Origin of the sequence: Rhizobium sp. R634 (assembly GCF_002211305.1) — a bacterium.
GTDB lineage: Bacteria > Pseudomonadota > Alphaproteobacteria > Rhizobiales > Rhizobiaceae > Rhizobium.
In genome coordinates, this window is the sequence record NZ_LOKW01000024.1 from 116,891 (window position 1) to 133,272 (window position 16,382).

Annotated in this window: 17 protein-coding genes; 6 read left to right on the forward strand and 11 right to left on the reverse strand. The window is 62.7% G+C overall.

Annotated elements, in window-relative coordinates; genetic code table 11:
• Window positions 1–56 precede the first annotated feature (56 nt).
• The 7 genes from ATY77_RS21075 to ATY77_RS21105 form a co-directional block, all read right to left on the reverse strand.
• Window positions 57–1,991, reverse strand: coding sequence for a DUF2207 domain-containing protein (locus ATY77_RS21075; protein ID WP_088688699.1), 1,935 nt, complete (start codon window positions 1,989–1,991; stop codon window positions 57–59).
• 38 nt (window positions 1,992–2,029) lie between these two features.
• A complete protein-coding gene (locus ATY77_RS21080; protein ID WP_088688700.1) occupies window positions 2,030–3,292 on the reverse strand; it encodes a 3-phosphoshikimate 1-carboxyvinyltransferase in 1,263 nt (420 codons plus the stop codon).
• A gap of 89 nt (window positions 3,293–3,381) precedes the next feature.
• Window positions 3,382–3,933 carry a LemA family protein gene (locus tag ATY77_RS21085; RefSeq protein ID WP_003588211.1) on the reverse strand — a complete coding sequence of 184 codons (552 nt, stop codon included), beginning with the start codon at window positions 3,931–3,933 and terminating at the stop codon, window positions 3,382–3,384.
• Between the two features lie 61 nt (window positions 3,934–3,994).
• Window positions 3,995–4,546 (reverse strand): AAA family ATPase, encoded by a 552-nt coding sequence (locus ATY77_RS21090; protein WP_088688701.1) that lies wholly within the window; start codon window positions 4,544–4,546, stop codon window positions 3,995–3,997.
• Window positions 4,543–5,499, reverse strand: a complete 957-nt coding sequence (locus tag ATY77_RS21095; RefSeq protein WP_088688702.1) for a glycine--tRNA ligase subunit alpha — start codon at window positions 5,497–5,499, stop codon at window positions 4,543–4,545. The genes ATY77_RS21090 and ATY77_RS21095 overlap by 4 nt, the downstream gene beginning before the upstream one ends.
• Before the next feature lie 262 nt (window positions 5,500–5,761).
• Window positions 5,762–5,953, reverse strand: a complete 192-nt coding sequence (locus tag ATY77_RS21100; RefSeq protein WP_088678513.1) for a hypothetical protein — start codon at window positions 5,951–5,953, stop codon at window positions 5,762–5,764.
• An 18-nt stretch (window positions 5,954–5,971) separates the two neighbouring features.
• A complete protein-coding gene (locus tag ATY77_RS21105) occupies window positions 5,972–6,832 on the reverse strand; it encodes a S49 family peptidase (protein ID WP_088688974.1) in 861 nt (286 codons plus the stop codon).
• A gap of 185 nt (window positions 6,833–7,017) precedes the next feature.
• Between ATY77_RS21105 and ATY77_RS21110 the strand changes: the two genes are divergently transcribed.
• A complete protein-coding gene (locus ATY77_RS21110; RefSeq protein WP_088678515.1) occupies window positions 7,018–8,358 on the forward strand; it encodes an Nramp family divalent metal transporter in 1,341 nt (446 codons plus the stop codon).
• Here the strand turns inward: ATY77_RS21110 and ATY77_RS21115 are convergent.
• Window positions 8,355–9,131, reverse strand: coding sequence for a methyltransferase (locus ATY77_RS21115; RefSeq protein WP_088688703.1), 777 nt, complete (start codon window positions 9,129–9,131; stop codon window positions 8,355–8,357). The genes ATY77_RS21110 and ATY77_RS21115 overlap by 4 nt on opposite strands.
• Window positions 9,132–9,138: 7 nt before the next feature.
• Window positions 9,139–9,366 carry a DUF2007 domain-containing protein gene (locus ATY77_RS21120; RefSeq protein ID WP_008536951.1) on the reverse strand — a complete coding sequence of 76 codons (228 nt, stop codon included), beginning with the start codon at window positions 9,364–9,366 and terminating at the stop codon, window positions 9,139–9,141.
• A 108-nt stretch (window positions 9,367–9,474) separates the two neighbouring features.
• Here ATY77_RS21120 and ATY77_RS21125 point away from each other — a divergent pair, with 108 nt between their 5' ends.
• The 4 genes from ATY77_RS21125 to moaB all read left to right on the forward strand — a co-directional run bounded on the left by ATY77_RS21125 (window position 9,475) and on the right by moaB (window position 13,905).
• Entirely contained in the window at window positions 9,475–10,491 is a 1,017-nt protein-coding gene (locus ATY77_RS21125; RefSeq protein WP_088688704.1) for a polyprenyl synthetase family protein, read from the forward strand.
• Between the two features lie 133 nt (window positions 10,492–10,624).
• On the forward strand, window positions 10,625–12,457 hold the full coding sequence (locus ATY77_RS21130) for a tetratricopeptide repeat protein (RefSeq protein WP_088678518.1): 1,833 nt from the start codon (window positions 10,625–10,627) through the stop codon (window positions 12,455–12,457).
• A gap of 12 nt (window positions 12,458–12,469) precedes the next feature.
• Complete coding sequence (locus ATY77_RS21135) at window positions 12,470–13,354, forward strand: 4-(cytidine 5'-diphospho)-2-C-methyl-D-erythritol kinase (RefSeq protein WP_088688705.1); 885 nt, start codon at window positions 12,470–12,472, stop codon at window positions 13,352–13,354.
• Window positions 13,354–13,905, forward strand: a complete 552-nt coding sequence (gene moaB / locus ATY77_RS21140; protein WP_088688706.1) for a molybdenum cofactor biosynthesis protein B — start codon at window positions 13,354–13,356, stop codon at window positions 13,903–13,905. The genes ATY77_RS21135 and moaB overlap by 1 nt, the downstream gene beginning before the upstream one ends.
• A gap of 37 nt (window positions 13,906–13,942) precedes the next feature.
• Here the strand turns inward: moaB and ATY77_RS21145 are convergent, their stop codons facing one another.
• Window positions 13,943–14,257, reverse strand: coding sequence for a hypothetical protein (locus ATY77_RS21145; RefSeq protein ID WP_088688707.1), 315 nt, complete (start codon window positions 14,255–14,257; stop codon window positions 13,943–13,945).
• 178 nt (window positions 14,258–14,435) lie between these two features.
• Window positions 14,436–14,954: a glycosyl transferase gene (locus ATY77_RS21150; protein ID WP_088688708.1), complete on the reverse strand. Its 519-nt coding sequence runs from the start codon at window positions 14,952–14,954 to the stop codon at window positions 14,436–14,438.
• A 140-nt stretch (window positions 14,955–15,094) separates the two neighbouring features.
• Between ATY77_RS21150 and ATY77_RS21155 the strand changes: the two genes are divergently transcribed.
• Window positions 15,095–16,252 (forward strand): PA0069 family radical SAM protein, encoded by a 1,158-nt coding sequence (locus ATY77_RS21155; RefSeq protein ID WP_088688709.1) that lies wholly within the window; start codon window positions 15,095–15,097, stop codon window positions 16,250–16,252.
• Window positions 16,253–16,382: the final 130 nt, after the last annotated feature.

Below are 16,382 nucleotides of genomic sequence, written 5' to 3' on the forward strand. Positions count from 1 at the left end.
TTTCCTTTTGCCTCTGGCGGTTAAGGGCGAAGGGCGGAAAGGTCAAGCGGGAAAGCTCACCAGCCGCCGCCACCACCGCCTCCACCCCCTCCGCCGGAGGAGCCACCGCCGGAAAAACCGGAGGATGAGCTCGATGGCGGCGGCGAAGGTATCGTCGAGGCGATGGTCGAGGCCATCGAAGAGGAAAAGCCGCCGACACGATCGGAAAAACTGTCGCCGTCGAAATTGCCGGAATACCAGGAGGGCGCATAGGCCGCGGCCGCACCGGCCGCCGCCGCCGCAAGCCAGGTCTCGAAGGTGCGCGACCAGGGCTTTTCGACACCCAACGCCACCGCATAGGGCAACAGCGTCTCGAAATGCTGCGGCGACATCTCAGGCGCGCCAGCCATGTTCATCCGTTCCCTTTCGGCCAGCGTCAGATATTGCCGCAGGCCGTCTACGCCGTCCATCATCCTGGCGCCGAGCGGGGTCGGCGCGCCCATGATGAAGAAATAAAGGATGTTCAGGAGCACGATGCCGCCGACGGCAAACAGCATCGGGGTTTCGTGCAGCTCCACCAGCGAAGAGGTGAGCATCAGGACCATGGTCGCCAGAATGCCGATACCGACGAAAACGCCGACCGCCGCGGCGATGACGGCCATGATCTTGCCGAACAGCGAGCCGCCGCGATGCAGCGATTTGACCAGGCCGGCGGCAAAGACGGCAACAAAGACCGAGACGGCGATCGGGATCAGCATCAGCGCGATCGTGTCGGGCTCCAGCGAACCGTAGACGAACAGCACCACCAGAGCGGCGGCGCTGAGCGCGATGCCGCCGCCGGTATAACCGAGATTAGAGTTGTAATATTTGCCGCGATGCTCCTTCTCAATCGCCGAACGGAACGATTGGCCGACGGATTTCACCCGTTCGCCATTGGCCTTGTCGATCCGCAGCGTCGCGCCGGCGCCGCCGGCGGCCTTCAGCAGTTCGCTTTCGCCGGCCTGGAATTTCTCCTTGCCGAGCGGCTTGCCGGTGCCGCGGATGACGATCGAATTCTTCAGGTCTTCGAGCTTGACGTAGCCGCGAACTGCAAGGTTGAGCGCGGTGGCGGCAAGCGCTGTCCAGCCCCCGCCGGAGAAGCCCTTATTGTCGATATAGTTGACCAACGCCGGCGAGATGCCGTCCGGCGCATCCCAGCGGGGCACAACGACGCCGCGGGCGGGATCGCGGCCGACCTTCAGCCATGATCTGAGATAATAGGCGAAAACCAGGATCAAGCCGCCGAAGCCGATGAAATAATTGCGGTTGTCCTTGAGCCACCACGTGCTTTCCATATCCGCGCTCGGCGGATCGATCGAGCCTTTCGGCATACGGATCGCGAAGGTCAGGCCTTCACCGGCATCAAGCGGCGCAGTCGTGGAAAACAGAAGGCCGCCGCCGGTTTCGCCGACGCGGGCATTCTTCTCCGTCGCGCCTTCGGGGCCGGTGAAGAACGTCGTCTCAGTGGCGGCGACACCGGGCGGCAGCTTCACCGTCGCGGTGGCAGAGCGGATCGGGAAAATCCAGCCATTGCCGGTGACGTTCCAGTAGAGTTCGTCATGATCGTCAAAATAGCGGATCTGACGGTTGGTCCTGTAGGTGAAGACATATTGATGACGGCCCGGCGTTACCGTCACATCGGCCGAACCGGCATAGATGCGAATGCCGCCGGTGATCGATTCGGTGTGCCAAGGTTCGTCCTTGCCATCGCGCTTGACCGACACAACATCGAAATCGACGCTGCGGCGACGGCCTTCGGCATCGGTGAAATAGAGCGGGAAATCACGGAAAATGCCGTGATTGATACGATTGCCCTCGGCATTGACGGTGATCGTTTCCGCCACCGTCATCGCGCCGCTCTTTTCGAGGACGATCAAGGAGTCGAAACTCTCGATCACTTCGGCGGCAAAGGCCGCCGGAGCGGCGAGCATCCAGATGAGCGCCAAACAAAATCCGAAAAACCGACGCCTCATCCCCATCTCCCCGCCGGCAGCCTCGGCTGCGCGCTACCTCAATCCTTGTCCTGATATGTCACGCCGAGGGCGGCGAGCGTCCGCCAGTAAGCCGGGAAGGTCTTGCCGACGCAATCGGGGTCGAGAATGGTGATGCCGTCGATCTTCAGCCCGGCGAGCGCGAAGCTCATGGCGATGCGGTGATCGGCGAAGGTATCGATCTCGGCCGGCAGATGCTGGCTGGCAAGAGCAGGATCGGAATGGACGATCAGATCGTCACCCTCCTCGACGGCGAGGCCTTCGCGGATATTGTTGAGCCCTGTGGACAGGGCGCGGATGCGGTCGCATTCCTTCACGCGCAGATTGGCGATGCCGACGAAGCGGACCGGCGTCTCGTTGAAGGCGGCAAGCACGGCGATCGTCGGAACGGCGTCCTGCATCTGCGAGCCATCGATTTCAGCCGGCAGATGCGGGAACTTGGCGATCGTGTCGTAGGCCTTGGCATCCGGCTGGGTGAAGGCATCGTTCGGCACGCCGAGATCGATCTTGCCATCGCTCAGCACTTCGGCGGCCCAGAGATAGGTCGCGGCGGATGCATCCGGCTCGATGACGAAATCGGCAGCACGGTAACCGGTCGGCTCGACGCGCCAGGTGACGGGGCTTGTTTTCTCGACCCTGGCGCCGAAGGCCTTCATCGCCGCCGTGGTCAGATCGATATAGCCAAGCGCGCCGATATCCTCGCCGACGAGTTCGATGTCGACCGGGCGGTCGCCGCCGGCTGCCATCATTAGCAGCGCCGAGACATATTGGCTGGACAGCCCGCCATCGATCAGGATTCGGTCGGCCTCGAAGCGGCCTGTGCCCCGGACAGTGACCGGTGGGCAGCCGGTCTCGGCGCTCACATCGATGCCGAGCGTACGCATCGCCTCGACCAGCGGGCCGATCGGGCGCTTGCGCATGTGCTCGTCGCCATCGACGACGACCGTGCCGTCGACCAGGGCAGCAGCGGCCGTCAGGAAGCGGGTCGCCGTGCCGGCATTGCCGAGGAAGAGCGGCGCCTTCGGCGGCGCGAGCCTGCCGCTGCCGGTGACGACGAAGGTGGTATCGTCGGGCTCGTCGATCGCAACGCCCATGGCGCGCAGCGCATCGGCCATATAGCGCGTATCGTCGCTCTTCAGCGCGCCGGTCAGCCGGCTCGTGCCCTTGGCGAGGCCGGCGAGCAATAGCGCGCGATTGGTGATCGACTTCGAACCCGGCGGCATGGCGCGGCCCGAAAGCGGTTTACCCGGCGGGATGATCGTGAGTTTGGCTGTGCGTGTCATGCTATGTCTTCCGTCCATGGGCAAGCCTTATCGGCCGCAATCTGCTCCTGCTCTTAATCGCTTTTTCGCAAAGGCAAAATGCCGGATCGTCAGAATTTGACGCTAGGGACGGCGCGATCGGCCTCGTTGGTGATTTCGAAATATTCCCGCTTGGCAAAACCGAACTGGCCGGCGACGAGATTGGAGGGGAAGCTCTCGACCTTGACGTTCAGATCGCGGGCAGCACCATTGTAATAACGCCGCGCCATCTGCAGCTCGCCTTCCATGGTTTCGAGCGAAGCCTGGAGCTCGGCAAAATTCTGATTGGCCTTGAGATCGGGATACGCCTCAGCGAGCGCGATGACCCGCCCGAGCGCCTGGCCGAGCAGCCCTTCCGCCTGCGCCCTGCCCGCGACATCGCCTGCAGGCACGGCCTGCGCTTTGTTGCGAAGCGCAACCACCTCTTCCAGCGTCGACTTTTCGTGAGCGGCGTAGCCCTTGACGGTCTCGATCAGGTTCGGGATCAGATCGGCACGGCGCTTGAGCTGCACATCGATACCGGACCAAGCTTCTTCCGCCATCTGCCGCGAGCGAACCAGGCCGTTATAGATGAAGACGACATAGAGTGCGACCAAAACGATGACGCCAAGCGCAATATACATCGCGAATCCCCTGCAACGAAGTAATGTTTGGACAAAGACTACGCAGGATTCCCGGCTGTCGTCAAACACCGAGATGCGCGAGAATTCGGGCCGCCGTCCGCTCCGGCGAAAGGTCCGTCGTGTCAATTTCGACGGTGTGTTCAGCCAGTCCGCGCAGCAATTTATAGTTTGCCCGGAGCTGTTGCAGCTTCGCCGTGTCCGTCAGCTTGAGCGCCTCGGATCGGCCGGGAAAGACGAGGCGCCTGGCATTCTCCTCCGGCGCGCAATCGAGGAGAACAGCAACCAGATCCGCGCCTCTCGCGGCAGCCAGATCGAGATACCAGGAGAACATCGCACTATCATGCTCGTCATCGGAAAGAGCATCGGTAAAAACGAAGCTTTCGGCCGGATCGGCGCGCACGGCGTGATCGAAAACCGCCCGCCGAATTTGCTCACGCAGCGACGCATACAGAGGGTTGCTGCGGGCGAAAAGCGCTTCGGCCGGATTAAGCAGCATGTGATTGTCGATGAGCCGCGCGCCGAGCTTTTGCGCCAGCAAACGGCCGACCGTCAGCTTCCCGGTGCCTGGCCAGCCGTTGATATGGACGATACGGCTGGCAGGCTTTTGCGTCACGCCGCCTCTTTGCCCAGATTGACGCCGCCGGCGTCGGTCAGCAGGAAGGCTTCGCCGCAGGCCTTGGCGAGCGTGCGCACGCGCAGGATATAGCTCTGGCGCTCGGTGACCGAGATGACGCCGCGGGCATCCAGCAGATTGAAGACGTGGCTGGCCTTGATGCACTGGTCATAGGCCGGGAAGACGCATTTGTGCAGGCGCAGATTGGCGCTGTCGCCGGGAGCGCCGGCATCGAGCAGCGCCCGGCATTCCTTCTCGGCATCGACGAAGTGGCGATGTAGCATCTCGGTATTGGCGAATTCGAAGTTATGACGCGAATATTCCTGCTCGGCCTGCAGGAATACATCGCCGTAGCTGATCTTCTCGTCGCCCTCGCGGCCGTTGAAGTTCAGGTCGTAGACATTGTCGACGCCCTGGACATACATGGCGAGGCGCTCGAGACCGTAGGTCAGTTCGCCCGCGACCGGCGAGCATTCGATGCCGCAGACCTGCTGGAAATAGGTGAACTGCGAGACTTCCATGCCGTCGCACCAGCATTCCCAGCCAAGGCCCCAGGCGCCGAGCGTCGGGCTTTCCCAGTCATCCTCGACGAAACGGATGTCGTGCAGCAGCGGATCGAGACCGATCGCCGCCAGCGAGCCGAGATAGAGCTCCTGCAGGTTGGGCGGGTTCGGCTTCAGAATGACCTGATATTGGTAATAATGCTGCAGGCGGTTCGGGTTTTCGCCATAGCGGCCGTCGGAGGGGCGGCGCGACGGCTGGACGTAGGCCGCCTTCCAGGACTTAGGGCCGAGGGCGCGCAGCGTGGTGGCCGGGTGAAAAGTGCCGGCGCCGACTTCCATGTCGTAAGGCTGCAGAACCGCGCAACCCTTATCCGCCCAGTAGCTGTGCAGGGTCAGGATCAGCGCCTGGAACGAGCGCTTCGGGTTCATATGGTCGGGAAGAGCTGACATGGGATGACACCGGTTGCGTAGGGATTATCGGCGCGACTGGTGCCATGGAGGGCCGCAGGGGTCAAGGCTTTTGCGGCGGTCGCCGGATCTAAGACCCCTCCCCACAAGGGGGAGGGACTAACCCGGAGCACCGGCTTCCCTCCTCCCAAAACGTCGAATGTCTGGAAAGCGGGTGCGGCAAGTTAAGCCCCTCCCCCTCGTGGGGAGGGGTTGGGGAGGGGTCTAGGACGCCGGATGAGAGGCAGGTGCAGTAGTGACCCTCTTATTCCCCATCCCGCTTCAGCCGGTATTCCCCCGTCACCGGATCCTTGACCAACGTGCCGATCGCGCCGGTCTGGCGCTCCTTTTCCGTGCGGCGCGACTTCTCGGCGAGCTTGCGGGCATCGGAGACGAAGCGGCGGTAGAGCCACCAGGCGGAAAAGACCAGGACCAGGATCGTGATAAGCTGCGCCATGTCCCTCTCTTGCTCCTCTCAAAGCCCGAACCGGCTCCACAATGCTCTTTCTTCCGCCGCTTCGACAAGCCCCGTTGCGAGACTGGACGCGGCGCCGTCGAGTGTGACGGACGAAACACCGGGAATGCGGCGGCCGAGCAGGCCGCGGCCGGCGGTGACGAGTTCCAGCCTCGCCTTTTGGCCATAGCGCCTCTTCAGTTCTTGGCGCATGTCGCCGAGGCCGTCGATGAGGCCGAGCTCGAGGCCGCGCGTGCCGCTCCAGAACAGGCCGGAAAACACCGTCGCATCGTCCGTCAGCTTGCCGGCGCGGCGTTCGCGCACCATCGCTATGAAGACCTGATGGATTTCGAGCTGCAGGCTCTTCAGGTACTCGATATCCTTTTCCTTTTCCGGTTGGAAAGGATCGAGGATCACCTTGTTTTCGCCTGCCGTATAGACTCGGCGCTCGACGCCGATTTTCTTCAGGAGTTCGGGAAAGCCGAAACCGCCGGAGACGACGCCGATCGAGCCGACGATGGAGGTGGCGTCGGCGATGATCTCGTCGCCGGCAAGCGCGATCATATAACCGCCGGAAGCGGCGACATCCTCGACGAAGACCAGAACCTTCTTCTGCTTTTCGCGGGCGAGTTCGCGGATGCGGGTGAAGATCAGGCGGGACTGGACGGGCGAGCCGCCCGGCGAATTGATCGAGAGGGCGACCGCCGGCGCATCTTTCATGGCGAAGGCTTTTTCCAGAACCGGGGCGACATTGGCGAGATTTAGGGTCGGGCGGAACTGGCCGCCGCCGCTCATGATCGCGCCCTGCAATCTGACGACCGGAATGACGACGCCATCCTTGCGGAACCGTTTCGGCATCAGCTTTCTCAAGAATCCGGTCATTTCCCATCCTTCGCTTCGGGTCGCACGATCGCTCAAACCGCAATCGGCATCCATGTATGCGCTGGAACGACAAACGCAATGGCCGCGTTCCTGAAAACCGCGAGATGATTTTCTTGTTGCGAATGACTTGCATTATCATTCTTAATGATCATAGTGGCCTTCATGGCCAAACAGGTGGAAATCGCATGGACGTCCTGAATCCCAATACAAAGAGCGGCTGGCGGCACGAACGCGGAGAGGGATCGCTGTCCGATGTCTACCGCACGGTGGGAACCGGGCGTCACAGTTCGATGTGGCGCCGGGCGGCGGCATTCGCGGGGCCGGGCTATATGGTCGCCGTCGGCTACATGGATCCCGGCAACTGGGCGACCTCGCTCGCCGGCGGCTCGAAATTCGGCTATGCGCTGCTCACCGTCGCACTGCTTTCCAACCTGATGGCGATCGTGCTGCAATCGCTCTGCGCGCGCCTTGCGATCGCCTCCGGCCGCGATCTCGCCCAGGCCTGCCGCGACGCCTTTCCGAAATGGGTTTCGGTGCCGCTCTGGGCATTCGCGGAAATCGCCATCATCGCCACGGACATCGCCGAGGTGATCGGCACGGCGATCGGCCTCAATTTGCTCTTCGGCATCCCGCTGGAACTCGGCGTCCTGATCACCGCGCTCGACGTCTTCCTGATCCTCTTCCTGCAGAAGCTCGGCTTCCGCTGGGTCGAGGCCTTCGTCATCGCGCTGCTCGGCGTCATCGCGCTCTGTTTCGGCGTGCAGATCCTCCTGGCCGATCCGGAATGGGGTGCCGTCATCACCGGCTTCTTCCCGACGACAGAGATCGTCACCAATCCCGAAATGCTCTATCTCGCGCTCGGCATTCTCGGCGCCACCGTCATGCCGCACAACCTCTACCTCCACTCTGGCATCGTGCAGACGCGGGCTTACGGCCATACGGTTCCGGAGAAGAAAGAGGCGCTGACCTATGCGACGATCGACTCGACCGTTGCCCTCTGTTTCGCACTGCTGATCAATGCCTCGATCCTGATTCTGGCGGCCGCCGCCTTCAATGCGCATGGCAAGACCGACGTGGTGGAGCTGGGTGACGCCTATTCGCTGCTGTCTCCGCTGCTCGGACTTGCCATCGCGCCGACGCTCTTCGGTATCGCGCTTCTGTGCTGCGGCCTCAACTCGACGGTGACGGCGACGCTTGCCGGCCAGATCGTCATGGAAGGCTTCCTCAAGATCAGGCTGAAACCCTGGGTGCGCCGTCTGATCACGCGGGCCATCGCCATCGTGCCGGCGGCGATCGTCACCATCTGGTACGGCGACCAGGGCACGGCGGAACTCCTGATCCTGACGCAGGTCGTGCTCAGCCTGCAGCTTTCCTTCGCCGTCTTCCCGCTGGTCATGTTCACCGCCAGCAAGGCCAAGATGGGCGAGCTCGTGTCGCCGCTCTGGCTGAGCGGCATCGCCTATCTGATCGCCATCGTGATCGCGGGGCTGAACATCAAGCTGCTCCTCGACTTTGTGACCGGCTAAAGCCTGGCGTATGCCGCCCGGCCATTGTTGAAATCATCGACGAGAGGGGAGAATTTGTGGCTCCCCTCTTCATGCATGATGAGCGGCGCGCGCAGCGACAGCCGCGCGCGCGATCCCTTGATAGCAGTCACCAGGATGCGAACGGCGCTTTCGCGCTCGCGCGGATGGATGGCGGTGATTTCGATGCCGCCGAAGCGCCGGCCACAGGCATCGATGATTTCTGCGATCGATTGCGGCCTCGCGATCAGCGACATTTGCCCGCCCGGGATCATGATGGCGCCGGCCGTGCGGATCCAGCTCTCGAACAGTCCATCGGTCATCGCATGGGCTTCGGCCTTCAGCGCATCGGGCGTGCGCCGGTCGCCGGCATCGTTGAAGGGCGGGTTCATGATGACGTGGTGGAAGCTCTCGTCGGCAAGGCCGGCATCGTTGCGCGCCTTGGCGGTCAGCGTCACATCAGCCTCGACGACGCTGACGCGGCCCGCGACATGCGCATTTTCGGGCAGGAAAATGCTGCGGCGGGCGTAATCGGCCATCTCGGCCGAGCGCTCGAAGAGCACCACCTGCGTATTGGGAAGGCGTGAAGCGACGGCAAGGCCGGCAGCACCCGCACCGGCGCCGAGATCGGCGACCCGGACCGGACGCCCGTCGGCGACGAGGGCCGCAAGCAGCATCGCATCCATGCCGGAGCGATGGCCCCTGCCCTTCGGCTGCACCAGATAAAAGGCGCCGCGATGGAAGGCATCGACGGTGTCAACGGGCTTGCCGGTCATCGCCTGCTCACTTCCGCTCGCGCAGCTCGCCACCGAGGCCGGCGTCGATCAGGATGCGGCGCGCCTGATCGGCCATCTCCTCGTCCACCAACAGGCGGCGCGGCAGCATGCCGAGCGAGCCTTCCAGCACGCTCATGCCCTGATCGGCGATGAAGCAGTGAATTCCCGCATCCTTCATCAAACTTTCGGCAAAGGAGAGAAGCACAGGGTCGTTGGCGCGGATAAGTTCATGCATTTGCCGTCGTTTTCCTTCCAATTTCGCCTAGCGCGACAATTCACCCCTTGCCGCGCCCATCGCCCCTTTCTATTGTCAGCTGTAATGAATGAACAGGAGTCCGGGTCGTTGGGCGTGGTCATACCGCTTGAAGAAAGCAAAAACAAACTGGCATCCATAAAGCCATTGGTCGATCTCACCAAGGCCGACATGGAGCGGGTGAACCAGCTCATTCTATCCAAGGCCGGCTCCGACGTGCAGATGATCCCCGAAGTGGCGAACCATCTGATTTCCTCCGGCGGCAAGCGCCTGCGGCCGATGCTGACGCTCGCTGCCGCCTCGCTGTTCGACTATCGCGGCGAGAACCATGTCAAGCTCGCCACATCGGTCGAATTCATGCACACGGCGACGCTGCTGCATGACGACGTCGTCGATGAAAGCGACCTGCGCCGCGGCCGATCGACGGCGCGGATGATCTGGGGCAACCAGGCCAGCGTGCTGGTCGGCGACTTCCTGCTTGGCCAGGCCTTCCGCATGATGGTCGATGTCGGCTCGCTCGATGCGCTCGACGTTCTCTCATCCGCCGCGTGCGTGATCGCCGAAGGCGAGGTGCTGCAGCTTTCCGTCGCCAAGAACATGGAGACGACCGAGGACGATTACCTCGCCGTCATCCGGGCCAAGACCGCGGCCCTCTTTGCCGCCGCCGCCGAAGTCGGCCCGATCGTCGCCGATGCCGGCAAATCCGGCCGCAACGCACTGAAATCCTACGGCATGAATCTTGGGCTGGCCTTCCAGCTCGTCGACGACGCGCTGGATTATGGCGGCAAGGCCGCCGATCTCGGCAAGAATGTCGGCGACGATTTCCGCGAGGGCAAGATCACGCTCCCCGTCATCCTTGCCTATCGCCGCGGCACCGAGGACGAACGCGCCTTCTGGCGCGATGCGATCGAAGCCGGCAACAGCAGCGACGCCAATCTCGAAAAAGCGCTGGGGCTGATCACCAAATACGGGACGCTCAGCGATACGATCGGCCGCGCCGTTCACTACGGCACGATCGCGCGGGACGCGCTTGCACCGCTTCCCGACACGGTATGGAAATCCGCCCTGATGGAAGTGATCGATTTCTGCATCGAACGCGTCAACTGATCAAACGTCCTCGATCGCAGTCTGATTTTGTTGCGGCGCCGCTTCAAAAAAGCCATCCTGTTATGAATCAGTGATCGCAACTGGTTTTGCGACCGGCGCCATGGCCGGGACGCTCTCGAAGAAAGGTTTGCTAATGCGGCAGAGATTTGCCATCCGTCTTCTTGCGGGCGCAGCGCTGGCGGCGGTTCTTTCGCTCGGCAGTGTCGGCGGCGTAAGTGCCGAGGATGCGGCCAAGGCGGATGATGCCGGCAAGGCCGAGAGCTTCGATGCCGACAGCGTCACAACCTTTTCCGGCGCTTTCCTCGCCGCGCGCACGGCCGATGTCGATCACGACTACGAAACGGCGATCGAGCTTTACAAGAAGGCGCTGCAGATCGAACCCGGCAATCCGGAGATTCGCCAGCGGCTGATGATCTCGCTGCTGCTCAACGGCGACATCAAGGACGGCGTCAACTATGCCAACGACCTGAAGGGCGATCCGTCCGTCGAGCGCATCACCACGATCGTGCGCGGCATGGATGCCGTGCGCCGCGGTGACTACAAGACCGCCGAATCCATCTTGAAGTACAAGGGTCCGAACGATCTCGACCGGATGATGAACGACCTACTGCTCGCCTGGGCCCGCGTCGGCGCCGGCCGCGGCAAGGAAGCGCTTACCGCGGTCGAGAAGATGAAGGGCCCGGACTGGTTCCGCATCTTCCAGAACTACAATGCCGGCGCGATCGCCATCGTCACCGGCGACGTGAAATCCGCTCGCCAGCATCTGAACGACGCCGTGCTCGACAAGGAAGGCGGTGCGACCGCGCCAGACACCTTCATGCGTGCGGTCATGGCGCTTGCCCGCCTCGAAGCCACGCAGGGCAACAAGCAGAAGGCGCTCGACGCCGTTTCTGTCGGCGACAACCTGCTGCCGAACTACGCACCGCTGAACGCGCTGCGCGACAGCATCGAGAAGGGCGAGAAGCAGGAACAGCAGGTCAAGACAGCCGAAGAAGGGGCTGCCGGCGTGCTCTTTTCCGTCGGCGGCGCGCTGAACCGCGACGGCGCCGAGGACATCGTCTCGCTTTACCTGCAGACGGCCAAAGCGCTCGATCCGAACAGCGCCGATACGCTGGTGCTGCTCGGCGGCATCGCCGAAAAGCAGAACCAGATGGACCGCGCCATCTCGCTCTACAAGAAAGTGCCGGAGAATTCGCCGATGCGGCGCATCTCCGAGCTGCAGCTCGGCCTCGCCCTTGCCCAGGGCGGCAAGGTGGAGGAAGCGCGCAAGCACCTTCAGGCGCTGATCGCCTCCGATCCGAAGGACATCCGCAGCTACCTGGCCTATGGCAGCGTTCTCTCCGACGCCAAGGATTACGAGGCGATGGCCGTCAATTACGACAAGGCCGTCGAAGCGATCGGTCCCCTCCCCGGCCGCGCCAATTGGAGCGTCTTCTTCCAGCGCGGCATTGCCTATGAGCGGCTGAAGAAATGGGAACAGGCGGAGCCGAACTTCCGCAAGGCGCTGGAGCTCAATCCCGATCAGCCGCAGGTGCTGAACTATCTCGGCTATTCCTGGATCGACATGAACAGGAACCTCGACGAGGGCCTGAGCATGATCAAGAAGGCCGTCGACCTTCGCCCCGACGATGGCTACATCATCGATTCGCTCGGCTGGGCCTATTTCCGCCTCAACCGATTCGACGATGCCGTCGACGAACTGGAGCGGGCAGCGCAGATCAAAGCCGGCGACGCGACGATCAACGACCATCTCGGCGACGCCTATTGGCGTGTCGGACGCAAGCTCGAGGCCGTCTATCAGTGGAACCGGGCGCTCAGCTCCGAGCCCGAGGCAGCCGAAATCCCGAAGATCAAGGACAAGATCGCCAACGGCCTGCCTCCTGTCAGCGACGATGCCAAAGCGGCCGACAAGAAGCAGCCGGACCCGGCGCCCGTCACCCCGCCGCCCGTCGACAAGAAATCCTGACGGGCGAAAAGCATGCCTGACGAGGGCTTGGCCAGCGCGTTTAGCGTCACCGAAGAGGCTCGCGCGAAGATCAACCTGGCCCTGCATGTGACGGGCCAGCGGCCGGACGGCTATCATCTGCTCGATATGCTGGTGACCTTCGCCTGTTATGGCGACCGTCTGGGATTCACGCCATCGCAGGCCGATGCTTTCACCCTGTCTGGCCGTTTCGGCGGGATGCTCGCTGACGACGGCGGCACGAACCTGGTGCTGAAGGCGCGCGATCTTCTGCGCGAGCAATCCGGCTCCCTCGCCTTCCCCGTCCACATCCACCTGGAAAAGAATCTGCCGATCGCCTCCGGCATCGGCGGCGGTTCGGCCGATGCGGCCGCGACGCTACGCGGGCTGATGCGGCTCTGGGACACGACCTTGCCCAAGGGGACGCTTGCCGCGCTCGCGCTGAAGCTCGGCGCCGACGTGCCGATGTGCCTTGAAAGCCGGCCGCTGATTGCCCGCGGCATCGGTGAAAAGATCCAACCGGTGTCTGATCTTCCGGCCTTTGCCATGGTGCTCGCCAATCCCCTGAAGGGAGCGTCGACGCCGGATGTTTTCCGCCGGCTCGCGACGAAGAACAATCCGGCTCTGGAACTATCTCAGAGTGCAGGCTGGCTTACGGCGATTGCCGCTGCCCGCAACGACCTTGAGCCGCCGGCGCGCGAACTTGTGCCTGAAATCGCAACAATATCGGCAATGCTGCAAGGCCGCGGCGCAGTCATGACCCGCATGTCAGGCTCCGGCGCCACCTGCTTCGGGATCTTTAAGACCATGACCGAGGCGAAAGACGTGGCGGCAGCCCTTCACGGCGAGCGGCCCGACTGGTATTTCCAGGCAACGGAAACGATCCCGGGAGGCGGATGATGGCAGGTCTGGACGAGAAGCGGCCCTTCATCGCCGTCGGTATAGCAGTTCTCACCGTCTCGGACACACGCGTGCCGGAGACCGACAAATCGGGCGATACGCTGGCGGCGCGAATCACCGAGGCGGGCCACAGGCTCGTCGACCGGGCGATCGTGCCGGATGATCGGGAGAAGATCGCCGCAACGGTCAATGCCTGGACCGAACGGGACGAAATCGACGTCGTCATCACCACGGGAGGCACCGGCTTTACCGGCCGCGACGTGACGCCCGAGGCGCTGGAGCCGCTGTTCGAAAAGCGCATGGACGGTTTTTCCGCCATCTTTCACCGCATCTCCTATGAGAAGATCGGCACGGCGACGATCCAGTCGCGCGCCACGGCAGGCGTTGCCAATTCCACCTTCATCTTCGCCCTGCCGGGTTCGCCCGGCGCCTGCCGGGATGCCTGGGACGGCATCCTGAAATCGCAGCTCGACTATCGCAGCGTGCCGTGCAACTTCGTCGAGATCATGCCGCGGCTGGACGAGCATCTGAAGCGCGGCGCGGCGAAATAGGCCGGCCAAAACCGGGCACCGCAAACGGCACCATTGCCTATGTGGCAATGCCTGGCAGAGCGGGCATGGTATCCCAGCTGTCACCCGACAGCAGGAAGCAGCTTATGCCGTGAACATCCGTTACAATGAGCGTCCAGGTGCCGCTTTCGGCGGCATAGACCTCGAGAATGGCGTTCTGATTGATCAATCCGACTGCCGTGAGCTTTTCGCCGAAGTTCTTGTCCAGGAAATTGACGATCTCGGATCGGCCTGCGCAACTGCGCACCATCTGCGATGCTGCCGGATGCGGATGCGCGATCAGCGATATCGGCAATATGACGGCCAGCAGGCCGTAGATCATACCGCGTACCATGACGCACCTCCTTTCGCCGGAGCCCGGCAGAAGAGGAGATTTCCGCTGACCTGTTCTGCCGTCCACCGGCATTCCATGGCCATCCGTTACGAAGCGAGGCGCTTCGACGGCGCCATGGGAAATTATAGCGCGAAATCGTATCGGGCGCCATCTTTTGCGCGACGACGGAAAGGGCGCATCATCGCGCGGCGCGGGCGACCCAGGAGGGAATCAGTTCGCTGGAGAGTTTGCGCGGCTTCTGCCCTTTGACGAATTCGGCAAGGCACATGCCGCTTCTTGCCGCGGCAAGCGCCTGGTTCTTCGGCATCAGCAAACCGAGTTCCAGCGGTGGAGCGGCGCGGCGGACGCGCTCTAAGAACGGGCGCCGGTAGCCGCGCGAGGCGGTAAAGTGCGCCGGCAGCTTGTTCAATGCCACATATTCGGAAATCTCATCGATCCAGCCGGCCTGGGGCCTTGCGCCCGGCTCGACGAAGAGTAGCCATTCGCCGCGCGCTGAGCGGACGATGTCCTTGATATCCCAATTTGAATAGAAGCGGCAGCCGGCCGCGTCCGCCACCCGCGAGGTGCCGTCGGACGAGCCGTGATCGAGGACGACCACATCGCTCACGAGCCCCTCCACCGCGCCCGCCACCAGCACCGATAGCGTCTGGGCCAGCTCGGATTCCTGATCCTGACATTCGAGAATTACCGTCAACATCGGCTATCTATAATGCGCCGCACAAATTTCTACCAGCAGCATTTCCCGTATTTTGTTCTTGCATTGTTCTTGTTTTGCAGATAGGAATTTAATCATCAAAACGGACGGAAGCACTGGCTTTTCCGTCACGGGAGAATCCGATGAGAGAGCAGTCCCTGGCAGGGCAGGCCGCGTTCGCGCCTGCCCATACGGCAGATATTGCCGATGCGATGATCGTTTCCTCCGGTCTCAGGATCGAAGTCGATCGCCGGCGCGGTCGTGGCGCCGGGCTGAACCCGACAGGGCGGTTCGAGGCGCTGCAGCGGGAGACCTTCGACGACGGCTGGCAGACGCTGGAAGACCTGCCGCCTTTCAAGACCGAGGTGCAGGTCGAAAAGCCGCGCACGGCCATCACCCGCAACGAATCGCCTGATATTTCCTTCGATCGCTCGATCAACCCCTATCGTGGCTGCGAGCATGGCTGCATCTACTGCTTCGCGCGGCCGACACACGCCTATATGGGGCTTTCCGCCGGGCTCGACTTCGAGACGAAGCTCTTCGCCAAGCCCGATGCCGCAAAGCTGCTGGAGCGGGAGCTCGCCAAGCCGGGCTACAAGGTGCGGGTCATCGCGATCGGCACCAATACCGATCCCTACCAGCCGATCGAGAAGGAATGGCGCATCATGCGCGGCATTCTCGAAGTGCTGAACAAGGCGAACCATCCGGTGTCGATCGTCACCAAGTCGGCGATGATCCTGCGTGACCTCGACATCCTGCAGGAGATGGCGAAGAAAAACCTGGTGCGGGTCGGCATCTCGGTGACCACGCTCGACCGCAAGCTTGCCCGGGCGATGGAACCGCGCGCCGCCACACCGCCGCGGCGCCTGGAGACGATCCACGCGCTCGCCGAAGCAGGCATCCAGACGGCTGTCATGGCCGCCCCGCTCATTCCGGCGCTGAACGACCATGAATTGGAACGTATCCTCGAATCGGCCAAGGCCGCCGGCGCCGCGGAGGCGAGCTACGTCATCCTGAGGCTTCCTCTCGAAGTCAGCCCGCTCTTCCGCGACTGGCTGCTGCAGCATTATCCCGATCGCTACCGGCATGTGATGTCGCTGGTGCGCTCGATGCGCGGCGGCAAGGATTACGATGCCGAATTCGGCAAGCGCATGAAAGGTGCGGGTCCCTATGCCTGGCAGATCGCGCGCCGTTTCGAAATGGCGGCCAGACGCTTTGAACTGACGCGGCGCAGCGTGCCGTTGCGCGACGATCTGTTCGTGCCGCCCGACGGCAGCGGCGTGCAGCTGTCGCTGCTTTGATTGTCGGAGCGGTTCGGCTTTCGTGGAAGCCTAGAACCGCTCAGACCCTTTGTTTTAGGCAACTTCTGGAGCGCTCTCTCACTTCTCTTGGATTTTCTTCAAGCTTGCGCATCGGCCCATCGAGAAACCG

Coding starts and splice junctions, on each gene's coding strand:
- ATY77_RS21120 (WP_008536951.1), bottom strand. CDS start 9,366: ATGCATGAACTTATCCGCGCCAACGACCCTGTGCTTCTCTCCTTTGCC.
- ATY77_RS21130 (WP_088678518.1), top strand. CDS start 10,625: ATGCGGCAGAGATTTGCCATCCGTCTTCTTGCGGGCGCAGCGCTGGCG.
- ATY77_RS21085 (WP_003588211.1), bottom strand. CDS start 3,933: ATGTATATTGCGCTTGGCGTCATCGTTTTGGTCGCACTCTATGTCGTC.
- ATY77_RS21150 (WP_088688708.1), bottom strand. CDS start 14,954: ATGTTGACGGTAATTCTCGAATGTCAGGATCAGGAATCCGAGCTGGCC.
- ATY77_RS21145 (WP_088688707.1), bottom strand. CDS start 14,257: ATGGTACGCGGTATGATCTACGGCCTGCTGGCCGTCATATTGCCGATA.
- ATY77_RS21080 (WP_088688700.1), bottom strand. CDS start 3,292: ATGACACGCACAGCCAAACTCACGATCATCCCGCCGGGTAAACCGCTT.
- ATY77_RS21105 (WP_088688974.1), bottom strand. CDS start 6,832: ATGACCGGATTCTTGAGAAAGCTGATGCCGAAACGGTTCCGCAAGGAT.
- ATY77_RS21155 (WP_088688709.1), top strand. CDS start 15,095: ATGAGAGAGCAGTCCCTGGCAGGGCAGGCCGCGTTCGCGCCTGCCCAT.
- ATY77_RS21075 (WP_088688699.1), bottom strand. CDS start 1,991: ATGAGGCGTCGGTTTTTCGGATTTTGTTTGGCGCTCATCTGGATGCTC.
- ATY77_RS21135 (WP_088688705.1), top strand. CDS start 12,470: ATGCCTGACGAGGGCTTGGCCAGCGCGTTTAGCGTCACCGAAGAGGCT.
- ATY77_RS21115 (WP_088688703.1), bottom strand. CDS start 9,131: ATGACCGGCAAGCCCGTTGACACCGTCGATGCCTTCCATCGCGGCGCC.
- ATY77_RS21095 (WP_088688702.1), bottom strand. CDS start 5,499: ATGTCAGCTCTTCCCGACCATATGAACCCGAAGCGCTCGTTCCAGGCG.
- ATY77_RS21100 (WP_088678513.1), bottom strand. CDS start 5,953: ATGGCGCAGCTTATCACGATCCTGGTCCTGGTCTTTTCCGCCTGGTGG.
- moaB (WP_088688706.1), top strand. CDS start 13,354: ATGGCAGGTCTGGACGAGAAGCGGCCCTTCATCGCCGTCGGTATAGCA.
- ATY77_RS21110 (WP_088678515.1), top strand. CDS start 7,018: ATGGACGTCCTGAATCCCAATACAAAGAGCGGCTGGCGGCACGAACGC.